This window comes from Maribacter sp. (assembly GCF_039968975.1).
Taxonomy (GTDB): Bacteria; Bacteroidota; Bacteroidia; order Flavobacteriales; family Flavobacteriaceae; genus Maribacter.
Window position 1 is genome coordinate 17,910 of record NZ_JBDVOT010000019.1, and the last position, 17,589, is coordinate 35,498.

A 17,589-nucleotide genomic window follows, 5' to 3' on the forward strand; every position below is an offset into this window, starting at 1 on the left:
CAATGGAAAATATTGCGTTAATTGAATCTTTCTCAGAGTTTAAGGACGATAAGTTCATAGATAGGGTGACATTGATGGCCATTTTGGAAGATGTTTTTAGAAATGCGCTTAAAAAGAAGTTTGGTTCAGATGATAACTTTGATATCATTATAAACCCAGATAAAGGTGATTTAGAAATTTGGAGAAACCGTATCGTTGTTAATGATGGTGAGGTTGAAGAACCAAATGAGGAAATTTCATTATCTGCAGCTCGTAAAATTGAGCCAGATTTTGAAGTTGGTGAAGATGTATCTGAAGAAGTAAAGCTTATAGATTTAGGAAGAAGAGCAATTTTGGCATTGCGTCAAAATCTTATTTCTAAGATTCATGAGCATGATAATACAACCATTTATAAGCACTTTAAAGATTTAGAGGGTGAGATTTATACGGCAGAGGTTCATCATATTCGTCATAAAGCAATAATTTTGTTAGATGATGAGGGTAATGAAATTATTTTGCCAAAAGATAGACAGATACCATCTGATTTCTTCCGTAAGGGTGATAATGTTAGAGGTGTTATTGAAAGTGTAGAGTTGAAAGGTGCCAAGCCTACTATTATAATGTCTAGAAGTTCACCTAAATTTTTGGAACAGTTGTTCTTTCAAGAGATACCAGAGGTGTTCGACGGATTGATTACTGTAAAGAAAGCGGTTAGAATACCAGGGGAAAAAGCAAAGGTTGCTGTAGATTCTTATGATGATCGTATTGATCCTGTTGGTGCTTGTGTTGGTATGAAAGGATCTAGAATTCACGGTATTGTTCGTGAATTAGGTAATGAGAATATCGATGTTATCAACTGGACGGCTAACCCACAATTGTTAGTGACCAGAGCTTTGAGTCCGGCAAGGGTTTCTTCTGTTAAGTTGAACGATGAGAAGATGACAGCACAAGTTTACCTGAAGCCGGAGGAAGTTTCAAAGGCAATTGGTAGAGGTGGTCACAATATTAGATTAGCTGGTCAATTAACTGGTTACGAGATAGATGTATTCCGTGAAGGAGTTGAGGAAGATGTTGAATTAACAGAATTCTCTGATGAAATCGATGCTTGGATTATTGAAGAATTCAAGAAGATTGGTTTTGATACAGCACGTAGCGTCTTGGAGCAAGATGTTAACGATTTGGTGAAACGTACAGATTTAGAAGAGGAAACTATTTTAGAAGTTGTGCGTATCCTAAAAGAAGAATTAGAAGATTAGCTATATATTAGCACTTAAATAAAAGAACGGGAATCAGTATTTATGGCAGACAATGCAAAAATAAGGCTTAATAAAGTTCTTCGTGAACTTAATATTTCCTTGGATAGGGCAGTGGACTTTCTTAACGGAAAAGGACATGATGTGGAAGCGAGGCCTACCACAAAAATTTCTGATGATGTTTATCAAGTTTTGCTTGACGAGTTCCAAACGGACAAGAGCAAAAAGGTAGCTTCAAAAGAAGTTGGTGAGGAAAAGCGAAAAGAGAAGGAGGCAATTCGAGTTCGATTAGAAAAAGAACAAGAAGATCGACGCTTGGCCCGTGAGCGAAGAAACGCCGAAGCTGAAGACAATGCTTTGGTAGGCAAGGTTGAGCTTGCTGGACCAAAAATGGTTGGTAAGATAGATCTTAACCCTAAGAAAAAGGTTGAAGAGGCTCCTGTAAAGGAGACTCCAAAAGCTGAAGAGAAAGTTGCTCCTAAGGTTGAAGAAAAAGCTGCGCCAAAAGTTGAAGTTAAAGAAACTAGGAAAGTTGTTTTACAAGGACCTAAGATAGTTTCTCAGCCTGTGAAGAAAACAGAGGTTAAGAAAGAAGAGCCTAAAGTTGAAACTCCAAAAGCGGCAGCACCAAAAGTTGAAGAGACTGCAAAATCAGAAGTGAAAAAAGATGCTACGAAAGTAGAGTCAACTGCTGATGCTACTCCGGAACCTGAAGCTCCTAAAACTATAGAGACCCAATATCAAAAATTGTCAGGTCCTAAAATTGCGGGTGAAAAGATTGACCTTAGCAAGTTTGAGAAGCCTAAGAAAAAGAAAGAAGATAAGAAACCTGCAGCAGGTGGGGATCGTAAAAAGAGACGTAGAAGAATTGTTACTAAAAATCCTTCTGGTCCTGGTCAAAATAGAAACACTGGTAACTCCGGTGATAGAAATAAAGGTAGAGGAAGATTTGCGCCTGTTGCAAAAGTAGAGCCTACTGAAGAAGATGTTCAAAAGCAAGTACGTGAAACCCTAGAAAAACTTCAAGGTAAGTCTAAGAAGGGTAAAGGGGCTAAGTATAGAAGAAGTAAAAGAGATCAGCACCGTGAGCAGACTGAGAAAGATCTAGAACAACAGGAATTAGAGAACAAGGTACTTAAGGTGACCGAGTTTGTTACGGCAACTGAGGTTGCTACTATGATGGGTGTTTCTACAACTGAAATTATTTCGGCTTGTATGTCTTTAGGTATTATGGTGACGATGAATCAGCGTTTAGATGCTGAAACATTATCTATAGTAGCGGAAGAATTCGGTTATGAAGTTGACTTTGTTACCGCTGATATTGAAGAAAGTATAGTAGAGGAGGAAGATGCTCCTGAAGATTTAAAACATAGAGCTCCTATTGTAACTGTAATGGGTCACGTGGATCATGGTAAAACATCTTTATTGGATTACATCCGTAAAGAAAATGTTATTGCTGGTGAAAGTGGTGGTATTACACAGCATATTGGTGCGTACGGAGTAACACTTGAGAACGGAGAGCGAATTGCTTTCTTAGATACACCTGGTCATGAGGCGTTTACCGCCATGCGTGCAAGGGGTGCTCAGGTTACCGATATTGCTATTATTGTAATTGCAGCAGATGATGACATCATGCCACAAACGAAAGAAGCGATCAGTCATGCTCAGGCTGCTGGTGTGCCAATCGTTTTTGCAATAAACAAAGTGGATAAGTCTACATCTAATCCTGATAAGATTAAGGAAGGTTTAGCACAGATGAACCTATTGGTAGAAGATTGGGGTGGTAAAATCCAATCTCATGATATCTCTGCTAAGACTGGTTTAGGTGTTAAAGAATTATTGGAAAAAGTTTTACTTGAAGCTGAATTGTTAGAGTTGAAAGCTAATCCTGATAAGCATGCTACAGGTACTGTAGTAGAAGCTTTCCTAGATAAAGGAAAAGGTTATGTGTCTACTGTATTGGTACAGTCTGGTACGCTTAAGATAGGTGATTATGTATTGGCCGGTACCACTAGTGGTAAGATTAAGGCGATGCAAGATGAGAGAGGCAACAACGTAAAAGAAGTTGGTCCATCTACACCGATATCTATTTTAGGTCTTGACGGTGCTTCTCAGACAGGTGATAAGTTCTACGTGTTAGAAGATGAACGTGAGGCTAAACAAATAGCTTCTAGAAGGTCTCAATTGCAGCGTGAGCAATCTGTTAGAACACAACGTCATATTACGTTAGATGAAATTGGTCGTAGAATTGCATTAGGTGATTTCAAAGAACTTAATATTATCCTTAAGGGTGATGTTGATGGTTCTGTTGAGGCGCTTACAGATTCTTTCCAGAAATTATCTACAGATGAAATTCAGGTAAATATTATTCATAAAGCAGTTGGTCCTATAACAGAATCAGATGTGCTATTGGCTTCTGCATCAGATGCGGTTATTATCGGGTTTAATGTAAGACCTATGGGTAATGCTAAAGCAATCGCTGAGAAAGAGGAAATTGATATCCGTATGTATTCTATTATATATGCTGCTATCAATGATCTTAAAGATGCAATGGAAGGTATGTTGTCTCCAGAGATGAAAGAGGAGATATCTGGTACTGCTGAGATTAGAGAAACATTTAAGATTTCTAAAATTGGTACTATTGCAGGTTGTATGGTAACTAGCGGTAAAATCTTTAGAAACTCTAATATTAGGTTGATACGTGATGGCGTTGTAATATATACAGGCACTTTGTCTTCTTTGAAACGATTTAAAGACGATGTTAGAGAAGTAGCTAAAGGTTATGACTGTGGACTTCAGATTAAGAACTATAATGATATCAATGAAGGTGATATCGTAGAAGCGTTCCAAGAAGTTGCTGTAAAGAAAAAGTTAAAGTCTAAATAGAATTTACAGATTAGAACTATTAAGTTCTTTAAAAATAAAGCAAAAAAAATCGACCTATTTGGTCGATTTTTTTGGTTTTAATAACATGGCATCGGGGTATTTGATGCGAACCTCGTTGAACTTTCTTTCGGCATCTAATCTAGAAGTAAACCTGCCAACTCTTACACGATATGTTGGTGAGTCAAAATCAATTTTAGAAGCTAGTTCTGGAAAGTCTTCTTCAACATTTGCCTTTATTTTTTGTGCTTTTGCATAGTTACCAAAGCCAACTTGTATTCTATAGTATTCATTATTACTTAATGATGATTTATAAATTTCTAGCAATTGATTAATCTTTGGGTCTTGCTGTATATCTACATTTGCATTTTGTGCATAGCTAAAGTGGCTAAAACAAGCAAAAACCATGAGGGTACTTAGAATTTTCATAACCTATTTTTAATTTAATTTTCATTCAGGACAAAAGTAATTTATTAAGGCTCAAACAAATAAATCTTGATCTATTTAGAATATTTCTAAATTGTAAATTATAGATACATTAACATTTTGCAAATAAAGACTATGTCGTATTTTTGTATTCGATTTAGGCATTTGGTGGATTGTAATTGGTTTCATCTATGACCAAAATCATGCCAAGATTCCGATAGAAATATTCGATATATGAAAAAGGTTCCAAACCGAAATCAGTTTTCTAAAATTTTAGGATTATCCCTAATTGCATTTTTGCTTTTTGTAAGCCCGTTAACAGCGCAAGATGAAGCTGCTGCAGAAGCTACAGCCACTGAGGCTGCTGCTGGTGCAGGAGACGCTAAAAAAGGTAAGTCACTGTTCAATCAGAACTGTGCTGCCTGTCATGCATTGAATCGTAAGATGACCGGTCCTGCATTAGAGAATGTAGAAGCTAGATTGAGTGAAGAAGAAGGTTTAGATAGAGAGTGGTTGTATGCTTGGATTAAAAATAGTCCAGGTGTTATCAAATCAGGAGATGCTTATGCCAGTAAATTGTACGCTGAGTATAATCAAGCGGCTATGACGGCTTTTCCAACGCTGTCAAATACTGATATTGATGATATTTTAGCATATACGGCTGCTGCTCCGGCTGCTGCGCCAGCTCCTGTTGCAGGTAGTACTGATGTTGCTGCAGGCGGAACAGGTGGGTCTTCTGGTGTTTCTAATGAAGTTATCTTAGGTGCATTGGTGCTTGTGTTCGGTTTGTTAGTTGTCATGTTGTTGTTGGTAAACAAAACACTTCAGCGTATAGCACAGGCAAATGGTGTTGTTCTTGAAAAAGAAAACGCAGAAAAAAGAACGCCAATATGGAAGGTCTTTGCTCAAAATCAATTTTTGGTTTTGGCTACGGCAATATTCTTATTGCTAGGTAGTGCTTACTTTGCTTATGGGTGGATGATGCAGGTTGGTGTTGATCAAGGTTATGCGCCTATTCAGCCAATTCACTATTCGCATAAAATACACGCTGGTGATAATAAGATAGAGTGTAAGTATTGTCACTCTTCTGCTAGAGTTTCTAAGCATTCAGGTATACCTTCTTTAAATGTTTGTATGAATTGTCATAAATCAGTTTATGAGTATACTGGTAATCCAGAAGGTCCTTCTCAGGAGGATTTGGAAAATGGGTATACAAACGAGTTCTATACTGGTGAGATTAAGAAATTATACAAAGCAGTTGGTTGGGATGAGGAAAACCAAAAATACACTGCCGAAAGTCAGCCTGTAGAGTGGGTTAGAATTCATAACCTTCCAGATTTTGCATATTTCAATCACTCGCAGCATGTTTCTGTTGCAGGTGTTGAGTGTCAAACTTGTCACGGACCTGTAGAGGAAATGGAGATTATGTATCAGTACTCTCCATTAACAATGGGTTGGTGTATTGATTGTCATAGGGAAACCAATGTGAAGGTTGAAGGTAATGAGTATTATGAAAAAATCCATGCTGAGCTTTCTAAGAAATACGGTGTAGATAATTTAACAGCTGCTCAATTGGGTGGACTGGAATGTGGTAAATGTCACTATTAATAATAATTTAAAGAAGCTAATTACAGATAATACGTATGGCATCAAACAAAAAATATTGGAAGAACGAGGCGGAGTTAGATCCTAACGATTCCATTGTTGAGGCGCTAAAGCAGAACGAATTTGTAGAGCAGATTCCTGTGGGTGATTTCTTGGGTGACAAGGAAACTTTGTCTTCTACAAATACAAATCGTAGAGATTTCTTGAAGTATGTTGGGTTTAGTACTGCGGCAGCTTCTTTAGCAGCATGTGAAGGACCGGTTGTAAAATCGATTCCTTATGTGGTATTGCCAGAAAATATCGTTCCAGGGGTTGCTAACTACTATGCAACTACTATTGCTAACGGTTTTGACTTTGCAAGCATATTAATAAAGACTCGTGAGGGTCGTCCTATTAAAGTTGAGAATAATACCTTGGCTAAAATTGGGGGTTCTGCAAATGCGAGAGTTCAGGGTTCTGTTCTTTCTTTGTACGATAGTACTAGGTTGCAAGGGCCAATGGCTAACGGTGAGCCTGTTGAGTGGGATGTGTTGAAAGCGACCGTGAAGTCTAAAATGGGTTCGCTTAAAGGTTCTGCCAAGAAAATAGCAGTTCTTACGCAAACATATGCTAGTCCATCAACAGATCGTCTTATGGCTGATTTAGTTGCTGCTAACGAAAATGTTGTTCATGTTACTTATGATGCCATTTCTGAAGATGCTGCTTTAACTGCATTTGAAAATAAATATGGCGAGCGTGCTTTAGCTGATTACGATTTTGAAAAAGCTGGACTGATTGTTTCTTTTGGTGCAGATTTTATTGCAGATTGGCAAGGTGGTGGTTATGATGCCGGATATTCTAGAGGTCGTGTGCCTAAGAACGGTAAGATGTCAAGACATGTTCAGTTAGAGGCTAATATGTCATTAACTGGTGCTAATGCTGATAAGCGTGTGGCTATGAAGCCAAGTGCTCAAAAAGTAGTTTTAGCTAAATTATACGGAAAATTAAACGGTACTTCAGTGGGTGGTAACACTTCTGAGTACGATGCTTTGGTTGATTCCATTGCTACTGAAATAAAGAAAGCTGGTTCTAATGCAGTTGTTGTAACTGGTTTAGATGATGTTAACGCTCAGGCGGTAGTTTTAGCTATTAATGAGATGTTATCAAGTAAGGCTTATGATGCTGCTGCTCCTAAATATGTAAGAAAGGGTAGTGTAAAGGCGGTTAATGCTCTTATTGCTGATATGAAGGCGGGTAGAGTTGGTGCTTTGTTGATGGATGGGGTTAATCCTGTTTATTCTTTGCCTAATGCAGTTGATTTTAAGGAAGGTTTGGAAAAGGTTGACCTGTCGGTTGCTTTTTCTACCAATTGGAATGAAACTACTGAAGCTGTTCAATATGTGGGTGCAACAAACCACTATTTGGAGTCTTGGGGAGATATTCAAATTAAAAAGGGGCATTATAGTTTAATGCAGCCTACTATTAAAGAATTATTTGATACAAAGCAGTTTCAGACTGTAGTTTTAGAACTACTTGGAAGCGAGCAAACGTATTATGATTACATAAAAGATACTTGGTCTTCATCGGTACTAAATGGTGCTAGTTGGAATCAAGCATTGCAAGATGGTGTTTTCAGTGCTGAAACAATGGTAGTGAATGCTGAAGGTACAGCGCAAAATATTGTAGCAACGGAAGATGCAACTGAGGTTGTAACTAATACTTCTTTAGCTTCTGCTGTTCGTAGTTTAGCGAATACCACTAGTGATGGAATGGAACTTACGTTGTATTCTAAAGTAGGTATGGGTGATGGTCAGCAAGCAAGTAACCCTTGGTTGCAAGAGTTTCCTGATCCTATTACAAGAGTATCTTGGGATAACTATGTTACTATTTCTAAGGCAGATGCTGCGGAGTTAGGTGTAGAAAACGTAAATGTTGCCAATGGCGGTATGGACGGTAGCTATGTTAAGCTTACTGTAAATGGTGTTAGTTTAGAGCAAGTGCCTGTTGTGGTTCAGCCAGGTCAGGCAAAAGGTACCGTAGGTCTTTCTTTTGGTTACGGAAAAAAAGTAGGATTGAAAGAAGATATGCAAACTGGCGTTAACGCTTTTAAGTTGTATGATGGTTTCAATGCTAATCAATCTGTAAGTGTGGAAAAAGTAGCAGGTAATCATGAGTTTGCCTGTATTCAATTGCATAAAACCCTTATGGGTAGAGGTGATATCATAAAGGAGACTACTTTAGAGATATTCAATACCAAAAATCATTCTGAATGGAATGAAATACCTGTGGTTTCTTTAGATCACCAGGAAGTTCCGGCAACTTCAGTTGATTTATGGGATAGCTTTGATAGAACCATTGGGCATCATTTCAATATGTCAATAGATTTAAATGCTTGTACCGGTTGTGGTTCTTGTGTTATCGCTTGTCATGCTGAGAATAATGTGCCTGTAGTTGGTAAGGCAGAAGTAAGAAAGTCAAGAGATATGCACTGGTTGCGTATCGATAGATATTACTCTTCGGAAGAAACTTTTGAAGGTGACAACGCTAAGAAAGATGGTTTTGAAGGTTTGTCTGGTGATAATGGTTCTTTAGGTGGTTTTGGTGAGTTAGAAGATCCTTCTGCAAATCCTCAAGTTGCTTTTCAGCCAGTAATGTGTCAGCACTGTAACCATGCACCTTGTGAAACTGTATGTCCTGTAGCGGCAACATCACATGGTAGACAAGGTCAAAATCAAATGGCTTATAACAGATGTGTAGGTACAAGATATTGTGCAAACAACTGTCCTTATAAAGTACGTAGATTTAACTGGTTCTTGTATAATAATAATGACGAGTTCGATTTCCATATGAATAATGATTTGGGTAAAATGGTATTGAACCCAGATGTAAACGTTCGTTCTAGAGGTGTTATCGAGAAATGTTCTATGTGTATTCAAAAGACACAAAAGACTATTCTTGATGCTAAAAGAGGCGGTCGTATTATTGAAGATGGAGAATTCCAAACAGCTTGTTCTTCCGCATGTAGTAATGGAGCCATTGTATTTGGTGATGTTAATGATGAGAAGAGTAAAGTGTCTGAATTAAAAGCGAGTGACCGTATGTACCACTTATTGGAGCATATAGGTACTCAACCAAATGTTTTCTACCACGTTAAGGTTAGAAACACCAACGAAGCATAAACAATAGTAGAAAGTAATTATAACAAAAGTCTATGGCGTCGCATTACGAAGCACCTATACGTAAACCCCTAGTGATTGGAGACAAAGGCTACCACGATGTAACTGTGGATATAGCCGCTCCAGTAGAAGGTAGAGCTAATAAGCATTGGTGGATAGTTTTTTCCATTGCTCTAGTAGCATTTCTTTGGGGAGTAGGTTGTATTATTTATACGGTCTCTACCGGTATCGGTACTTGGGGTCTTAACAAAACTGTAAACTGGGCTTGGGATATTACCAACTTTGTATGGTGGGTAGGTATCGGTCATGCAGGTACATTGATTTCAGCAGTATTATTGTTATTCCGTCAGAAATGGAGAATGGCAATTAACCGTTCTGCAGAAGCAATGACAATTTTCTCTGTAGTTCAGGCAGGTTTATTTCCAATCATTCACATGGGTCGTCCATGGTTGGCATATTGGGTATTACCAATTCCAAACCAATTTGGTTCGTTATGGGTAAACTTTAACTCTCCGCTTCTTTGGGATGTATTTGCTATATCAACGTACTTATCTGTTTCATTGGTGTTCTGGTGGACAGGTTTACTTCCAGATTTTGCAATGATTCGTGATAGAGCTGTATTGCCTTTTCAAAAGAAGATATATAGTTTATTAAGTTTTGGTTGGAGTGGTCGTGCTAAAGATTGGCAACGATTTGAAGAAGTATCATTGGTACTTGCAGGTCTTGCAACTCCATTGGTATTATCTGTACACACCATTGTATCATTTGATTTTGCTACATCAGTTATACCTGGTTGGCATACAACAATCTTTCCACCGTACTTCGTTGCTGGGGCAATCTTCTCTGGTTTCGCAATGGTAAACACATTGTTGATCATAATGAGGAAAGTGTGTCATTTAGAAAATTACATTACTATTCAACATATTGAATTAATGAATATCGTTATCATGTTGACAGGTTCTATTGTTGGTTGTGCCTATATTACAGAGCTGTTTATGGCTTGGTATTCTGGTGTTGAATATGAACAGTACGCTTTCTTAAACAGAGCTACCGGTCCTTACTGGTGGGCATACTGGTCAATGATGACTTGTAATGTGTTCTCTCCGCAGTTCATGTGGTTTAAAAAATTAAGAACTAGTATCATGTTCTCTTTCTTTATCTCTATTGTTGTAAACATAGGTATGTGGTTTGAAAGATTTGTGATTATTGTAACCTCTTTGCATAGAGATTACCTTCCATCATCTTGGACAATGTTCTCACCAACATTTGTTGATATAGGTATCTTTGTTGGTACAATTGGTTTCTTCTTTGTATTATTCTTGTTGTATTCTAGAACATTCCCTGTAATTGCACAGGCAGAGGTTAAGTCTATATTAAAGGCTTCTGGAGAGAAATATAAAGTGTTAAGAGATGCTGGAAAGCCGCTTTATGAAATAAAAGAGACAAAGGTAGAAGTTAAGGAGCCTATTACTGATGATGTTTTAATGGGTGAAGTAGCACCTACTGTAGGGGATAAAGTTGGTGTATCGGATCTATTGAGTGCTGTTGGTACTTTTGATGCAACTACACAAGAAGCTGATGACTTAAAGAAAGTTAAAGGTATAGGTCCACAAATGGAATCTACTTTAAACGAAATAGGAATTTACACATTTGCTCAAGTTGCTAGAATGACTGAAGGTGAATACAATTTGTTAGATTCTATTACAGGTTCTTTCCCAGGTAGAGCACAACGTGATGACTGGGCAGGACAAGCAGCAATTTTATTAAATAACAAAAGATAAATATGGCATCTAAAGTTATACACGCTTTTTACGATGATGATGATGTGCTAATGCTTGCCGTTAAAAAGGTGAAAGCAGCAAAGCTTCATATAGAAGAGGTATATTGTCCTTTTCCTGTACACGGGTTAGACAAAGCTATGGGCTTAGCTCCAACTAGATTAGCCATAACGGCTTTCTTGTATGGATTGGTTGGTCTAACAGTGGCAACACTTATGATGAACTATATCATGATTGAAGATTGGCCTCAAGATATTGGTGGTAAACCAAGTTTTAGCTACTTAGAGAATTTACCGGCTTTCGTGCCAATTATGTTCGAATTAACGGTTTTCTTTGCGGCTCACTTAATGGTTATCACGTTTTACTTAAGAAGTAGATTATGGCCTTTTAAAGAAGCTGAAAATCCTGATGTAAGAACTACGGATGATCATTTTTTAATGGAGATTGAAATCCACGACAACGAGCAAGAATTAAGAGATTTATTGATGAATACTGGTGCAGTAGAAATTAATATTTCAGAAAAAAACAGTCATTAAATATGAACAGTTTTAAGAAAATAGCAATATTATTCGGTTTGGCTATCATGGCAACTTCTTGTCAAGATGATAGTGTTCCTAATTATCAGTACATGCCTAATATGTATGAGGCTGTCGGTTACGAAACATACCAAGAGGTTGATTTTTTACCAAATCAATCAGAGGCTATGTTGCCACCGGCAAATACAATTAATAGAGGTTGGTTACCTTATGAATTTGAGAATTCTCCTGAAGGTAAAGAGCTTGCAAGATTACAAACTAGTCCATTAGATTCAATGAATCTTGAAACTAATTTGGCAAAAGGTGGTCAATTGTATACTATTTATTGTGCCATTTGCCATGGAGATAAAGGTGATGGTAAAGGAACTCTCGTGAAAAGAGAAAAAATACTAGGTGTACCTAGTTATGCTGACCCAGTAAGAAACTTGACAGTAGGATCTACATATTATACAATTCAGTACGGATTGAATTCAATGGGCTCTTATGCATCTCAAATGAATACCGAAGAGATGTGGCAAGTATCTGAATATGTTATGACACTGAAACAAGATTTAACCAAATAATAGGTAAACAATACTATGTATACGTTTTCAAATAGACTCAAAATAGCTTCCATCGTTCTAATGATAGTAGGTGCATTAGGAATCATTGGTGGGTTTGTTATGGCTCCTGGAACTATAGCAGAGGCAAAAGAAATGGTAGCAAGTCATGACGGAGGTCATGGTGATGCCCATGCAGCTGAAGCTGAACATGCAACAAAAGAAAGTGATCATGCGGTTGCTGAATCTCATGGTGAAGAACATGATGCTTCTCATGATCAGCATTTGTTAGATCAATTAAAGAATAGACCTTGGGCAGCATTATATGTTGCAGCGTTCTTCTTTATGATGATATCATTAGGGGTGTTAGCATTTTATGCAATACAACGTGCTGCACAAGCAGGTTGGTCACCTTTGTTATTCAGAGTAATGGAAGGTATTACTTCTTACTTGGTTCCTGGAGGAATTATTGTATTTGTAATATTGCTTCTTTCTGTATTGCATATGAATCATTTATTTATTTGGATGGATGCTGATGTAGTTGCTCACGATGCATTACTTCAGGGTAAATCTGGATATTTAAATCCTACCTTCTTTTTGATAAGAGCGGCTATATTTTTAGCTGGTTGGATCGGGTATAGAGAGTACTCTAGAAAACTATCAATTGCTCAAGATGAGTCTGATGATAATTCAAACTTTAAATTAAACTTCAGAATATCTGCTGGTTTCTTAGTGTTCTATTTGATTTCTGAGTCTATTATGTCTTGGGATTGGATAATGAGTGTTGAACCACATTGGTTTAGTACATTATTCGGTTGGTATATCTTTGCTAGTATGTTTGTATCGGGTATTACCGTAATTGCTATGGTTACCGTTTACTTGAAGTCTAAAGGTCACTTACCAGATGTTAACGATAGTCATATTCATGATTTAGCAAAATTCATGTTCGGTATCAGTATCTTCTGGACATATTTGTGGTTCTCTCAATTCATGCTTATTTGGTATTCTAACATCCCTGAAGAAGTAACATATTACGTAACTAGAATTGCAGATTATAGATTGCCATTCTTTGGTATGGTAGCTATGAACTTCTTGTTCCCTGTTCTTTTATTAATGAACAGTGATTATAAGAGAATTAATTGGTTCGTAATTTTAACAGGTATTGTAATTCTTGCAGGTCACTATATGGATATCTTTAATGCTATTATGCCTTCTACTGTGGGTAAGAATTGGTATATAGGTATTCCTGAAATTGGTTCTGTATTGTTTTTTGCAGGCTTATTTATATTCTGGATTTTTAGAGCGCTTTCAACTCAGCCTCTACAACCAAAAAGAAATCCTTTTATTGAAGAAAGTAGACACTTTCATTACTAGTAATTAAGTAAAGTATAACATTTATATATACAATGACGACATTATTAACTTTAGCTGTACTTGTTCTTGTAGCCATTGCCATTTGGCAGTTGACTAAAATATTTGAATTATCTCAGCTTAAAACTGAACAGCACCAAATAGCAACGGATAGCGATAATAAGAATAACGGTTACATGTTATTTGGATTCTTGGTATTCATTTACGGAATTACCATATTCAGTTTTTGGAAATACGGTAAGTTCTTATTGCCAGAAGCAGGTTCTGCTCACGGTGAAGAGTATGACAGCTTAATGTTGGTATCTTTTATTATCATCTTTATTGTACAAACTCTTACGCAGGCCTTATTACATTACTTCGGTTATAAATACGCAGGTAAGAAAGGTCAAAAGGCATTGTTCTATGCGGATAATGACCGTCTAGAGTTTATTTGGACTATTATTCCTGTAATTGTATTGGCTGGTCTTATTCTATGGGGATTATATACATGGACAACCATTATGGATGTTAATGATGAGGATGACCCTTTAATTGTAGAGTTATATGCTCAACAATTTAACTGGACTGCTAGATATGGCGGTGGAGATAATGTATTAGGTGGGGCTAATGTTAGAATGATAGATATCGATAAAGCGAATGTATTAGGTTTAGATGAAGCCGATACATATGCTCACGATGATGTTATTGTAAAAGAGTTGCACTTACCTGTAGGTAGAAAGGTGAATTTTAAAATGCGTTCTCAAGATGTATTGCATTCAGCTTACATGCCTCACTTTAGAGCACAGATGAATTGTGTTCCTGGTATGATTACCGAGTTTTCTTTTACTCCTATTTATACAACAGAAGAAATGAGAACTAATCCTGATGTTATGGATAAGGTAAAAAGAACAAATAAGATTAGAGCAGAAAAAGCTGTAAGTACGGGTGAAGCTATTGATCCTTGGCAGTTTGATTATATTCTTCTTTGTAATAAGATTTGTGGTAAATCTCATTACAACATGCAAATGAAGATTATTGTAGAGACGGAAGAAGAATATAATGAGTGGATGAAGAGTCAGTCAACTTTTGCTCAAACGGTTATGAAAGATGAAACTAGTCCTGCTTTTAATACGGTTAGTTCAGTTTCAGTAGGAGAGTAATTTTTATTCTCAAGTTAACAAAGCTATAATTAGAAAATTAATAAAAACAAGATTACGATTATGTCAGCAACAGCACATGCACATGTAGATGATCACGCACACGACGATCATGGACATCATCATAAAGAAACTTTTGTAACAAAGTATATCTTTAGTCAAGACCATAAAATGATTGGTAAGCAGTACCTTATTTTGGGGGTATTTGTTATGGGTTTTATTGGTATTGCAATGTCATTATTGTTTAGAATGCAATTGGCTTGGCCAGGAGAATCTTTTCCAATATTTGAAGCTCTTCTAGGTAAATGGGCACCAGGTGGTGTTATGGATGCCGATGTGTATTTAGCATTGGTTACAATGCACGGTACCATTATGGTATTCTTTGTACTTACCGCTGGTTTAAGTGGTACGTTTAGTAACTTATTGATTCCATTACAAATTGGTGCACGAGATATGGCATCTGGATTTTTGAACATGGTATCTTTTTGGTTGTTTGCAATTGCTTGTGGGATAATGATTGTTTCGTTATTTGTTGAAGCAGGACCTGCAGCCGCCGGTTGGACAATTTATCCACCGCTAAGTGCTTTACCTATGGCTCAACCTGGTTCAGGTATGGGTATGACATTATGGTTAAGCTCTATGGCAATATTTATTGCTTCATCTCTTTTGGGTTCTTTGAACTATATTGTAACAGTAATCAATTTGAGAACCAAGGGTATGTCAATGACAAGATTACCATTAACAATTTGGGCTTTCTTTGTTACAGCCATCATTGGTGTTATTTCGTTCCCGGTTTTATTATCTGCAGCATTGTTATTAATAATGGATAGAAGCTTTGGTACTTCTTTCTTCTTGTCAGATATTTTTATTCAAGGTGAAGTTTTACATTATCAAGGTGGGTCTCCAGTATTATATGAGCACTTATTTTGGTTTTTAGGTCATCCTGAGGTTTATATTGTATTGTTACCTGCATTAGGTATTACTTCTGAAGTAATGTCTACAAATGCTCGTAAACCAATTTTTGGTTATCGTGCAATGATTGCTTCTATTTTGGCAATTGCATTTTTATCGACAATTGTTTGGGGTCACCACATGTTTATCTCTGGTATGAATCCATTTTTGGGATCTGTATTTACATTTACAACATTGTTGATTGCAATACCATCAGCGGTTAAAGCATTTAACTATATCACTACACTTTGGAAAGGTAATCTTCAATTGAATCCGGCGATGCTATTTTCAATTGGATTAGTATCAACATTTATTACTGGTGGCTTAACTGGTATTGTTTTAGGTGATAGTACATTAGATATTAACGTTCACGATACATATTTCGTAGTAGCTCACTTCCACTTGGTAATGGGTATATCTGCACTTTACGGTTTGTTTGCTGGTGTTTACCACTGGTTCCCTAAAATGTATGGCGGTAGATTAATGAACAAGAATTTAGGTTATGTTCATTTCTGGGTAACTGCAATTTGTGCTTATGGTGTTTTCTTTCCAATGCACTTTGTAGGTATGGCTGGTGTTCCAAGAAGATACTACGAGAATACGGCTTTCCCAATGTTTGATGAGTTAACTGATATTCAAGTTTTAATGACTGTATTTGCAATTATAGCTGCTGCGGCACAATTAGTATTTGTTGCTAACTTCTTCTATAGTATATTTTACGGTAAGGTTGGACCAAAGAACCCGTGGAAGTCAAATACTTTAGAATGGACAGCTGAACAGAAACACGTACATGGCAACTGGGCGGGTCCTATTCCTGAAGTTCACAGATGGGCTTATGATTACAGTAAAGTTTATGAGGATGGTGAGTATATCATATCTGGTCAAGATTATGTACCACAGCATATTCCTTTACAAGAGAATGAGGAAGAAATGAATCATTAGAAAAATATAAGATTTACAAAAAGCCCAACTAGGAATAGTTGGGCTTTTTTTTTGCTAATAATATTAAGATATTACTAAGTTGTTCTAATTTTACTTAAAATTGGATATCTTCATTTTATAAACATAATTAAACACTATGAAAAAGTTCGCCCTATTAGTTATTATCTTGGTTATCTCGGTTAATGGTTTTTCGCAACGTAAGCCTAAGATAAAAGGGAATAAAAATGTTATAGAAGTTAGAGAAGATTTAGAGCCTTTTAATGCTATTGAATTAGTGGATGATTTAGATATTGTTATTCAAAAAGCAACTACAGAAGGTTATGCTTTAGAGCTAGATGATAACTTGGTAGATGTATTAAAGTTTAAAGTGGACGATGGTGTATTGAAGATATCTTCATTTTATAATATTACTGGAAAGAAGAAGTTAGAGATTACAATTTTTTTTCATGAACTAAATAGCATTAAAATGATGAACGGTAAAATTAGCATGAAAGATGTTATTTCTACAGATCGGTTAAGAGTTGATACTTTTGGTACATCAAGATTAGAACTAAACGCCACTGCTGATATTATGGATATTAACATGGAAGAAATAAGTTCTGGTGATTTTAACATAGCAAGTGACTCGTTAAACCTTACATTGAAAGATAGAATTGATGTAAAATTATATACAACTGGAGCTAGTAATAACATTTACATGTACAAAAATGCCTCTGCTAAGTTGGAGGGTACTTCAGATTACTTAATGGCTAAGTTATATGGTAATACCTCATTAAAAGCATCTGATCTTCAAGCTAACTATGTTCTTGTAGTGGCTGAAGATTCACCAGATATAGAAGTAAGGGCTTTAAATACATTACAGCTTAGTTCTAAAGGTGGCACTAGAACCAAACTATATGGAGAGCCTGAAATCACCATATTAGATTTCTTAGATACATCTAGATTAGAGAAAGAACGCAATTAATTTGCTATAGGTGCCGTCATTAAATGATCAGGTATACCAAAACCGTCTATTAGGCTGTTAAGATGCGGTCT

General features: G+C 36.6%; 12 protein-coding genes. 11 read left to right on the forward strand and 1 reads right to left on the reverse strand.

The window, feature by feature from the left end:
- Positions 1-2: 2 nt before the first annotated feature.
- Positions 3-1,235 (forward strand): transcription termination factor NusA, encoded by a 1,233-nt coding sequence (gene nusA, locus ABJI11_RS01135; RefSeq protein ID WP_276491957.1) that lies wholly within the window; start codon positions 3-5, stop codon positions 1,233-1,235.
- Between the two features lie 42 nt (positions 1,236-1,277).
- Positions 1,278-4,118: a translation initiation factor IF-2 gene (infB, locus tag ABJI11_RS01140; protein ID WP_348348696.1), complete on the forward strand. Its 2,841-nt coding sequence runs from the start codon at positions 1,278-1,280 to the stop codon at positions 4,116-4,118.
- Between the two features lie 54 nt (positions 4,119-4,172).
- On the opposite strand, the gene ABJI11_RS01145 is transcribed toward infB, so the two are convergent.
- Positions 4,173-4,544: an SPOR domain-containing protein gene (locus ABJI11_RS01145; RefSeq protein WP_348348698.1), complete on the reverse strand. Its 372-nt coding sequence runs from the start codon at positions 4,542-4,544 to the stop codon at positions 4,173-4,175.
- 231 nt (positions 4,545-4,775) lie between these two features.
- On the opposite strand from ABJI11_RS01145, the gene ABJI11_RS01150 reads away from it, so the two are divergent.
- The 9 genes from ABJI11_RS01150 to ABJI11_RS01190 all read left to right on the forward strand — a co-directional run bounded on the left by ABJI11_RS01150 (position 4,776) and on the right by ABJI11_RS01190 (position 17,518).
- Complete coding sequence (locus ABJI11_RS01150) at positions 4,776-6,149, forward strand: c-type cytochrome (RefSeq protein ID WP_348348699.1); 1,374 nt, start codon at positions 4,776-4,778, stop codon at positions 6,147-6,149.
- 35 nt (positions 6,150-6,184) lie between these two features.
- The gene (locus ABJI11_RS01155; protein WP_348348701.1) at positions 6,185-9,304 is read left to right on the forward strand and encodes a TAT-variant-translocated molybdopterin oxidoreductase; all 3,120 of its coding nucleotides are present in this window, start codon (positions 6,185-6,187) and stop codon (positions 9,302-9,304) included.
- Between the two features lie 32 nt (positions 9,305-9,336).
- Positions 9,337-11,082 (forward strand): NrfD/PsrC family molybdoenzyme membrane anchor subunit, encoded by a 1,746-nt coding sequence (gene nrfD, locus ABJI11_RS01160; protein WP_348348702.1) that lies wholly within the window; start codon positions 9,337-9,339, stop codon positions 11,080-11,082.
- Positions 11,083-11,084: 2 nt separating this feature from the next.
- Positions 11,085-11,615: a DUF3341 domain-containing protein gene (locus tag ABJI11_RS01165; RefSeq protein ID WP_076547283.1), complete on the forward strand. Its 531-nt coding sequence runs from the start codon at positions 11,085-11,087 to the stop codon at positions 11,613-11,615.
- Between the two features lie 2 nt (positions 11,616-11,617).
- A complete protein-coding gene (locus tag ABJI11_RS01170) occupies positions 11,618-12,178 on the forward strand; it encodes a cytochrome c (RefSeq protein WP_348348704.1) in 561 nt (186 codons plus the stop codon).
- 15 nt (positions 12,179-12,193) lie between these two features.
- Positions 12,194-13,528: a quinol:cytochrome C oxidoreductase gene (locus tag ABJI11_RS01175; protein ID WP_348348705.1), complete on the forward strand. Its 1,335-nt coding sequence runs from the start codon at positions 12,194-12,196 to the stop codon at positions 13,526-13,528.
- Between the two features lie 32 nt (positions 13,529-13,560).
- Positions 13,561-14,664: a cytochrome c oxidase subunit II gene (locus ABJI11_RS01180; RefSeq protein ID WP_276491965.1), complete on the forward strand. Its 1,104-nt coding sequence runs from the start codon at positions 13,561-13,563 to the stop codon at positions 14,662-14,664.
- 60 nt (positions 14,665-14,724) lie between these two features.
- Positions 14,725-16,554, forward strand: a complete 1,830-nt coding sequence (locus ABJI11_RS01185) for a cbb3-type cytochrome c oxidase subunit I (RefSeq protein ID WP_348348707.1) — start codon at positions 14,725-14,727, stop codon at positions 16,552-16,554.
- 136 nt (positions 16,555-16,690) lie between these two features.
- The gene (locus tag ABJI11_RS01190) at positions 16,691-17,518 is read left to right on the forward strand and encodes a DUF2807 domain-containing protein (protein ID WP_348348708.1); all 828 of its coding nucleotides are present in this window, start codon (positions 16,691-16,693) and stop codon (positions 17,516-17,518) included.
- The last annotated feature ends 71 nt before the right edge of the window (positions 17,519-17,589 follow it).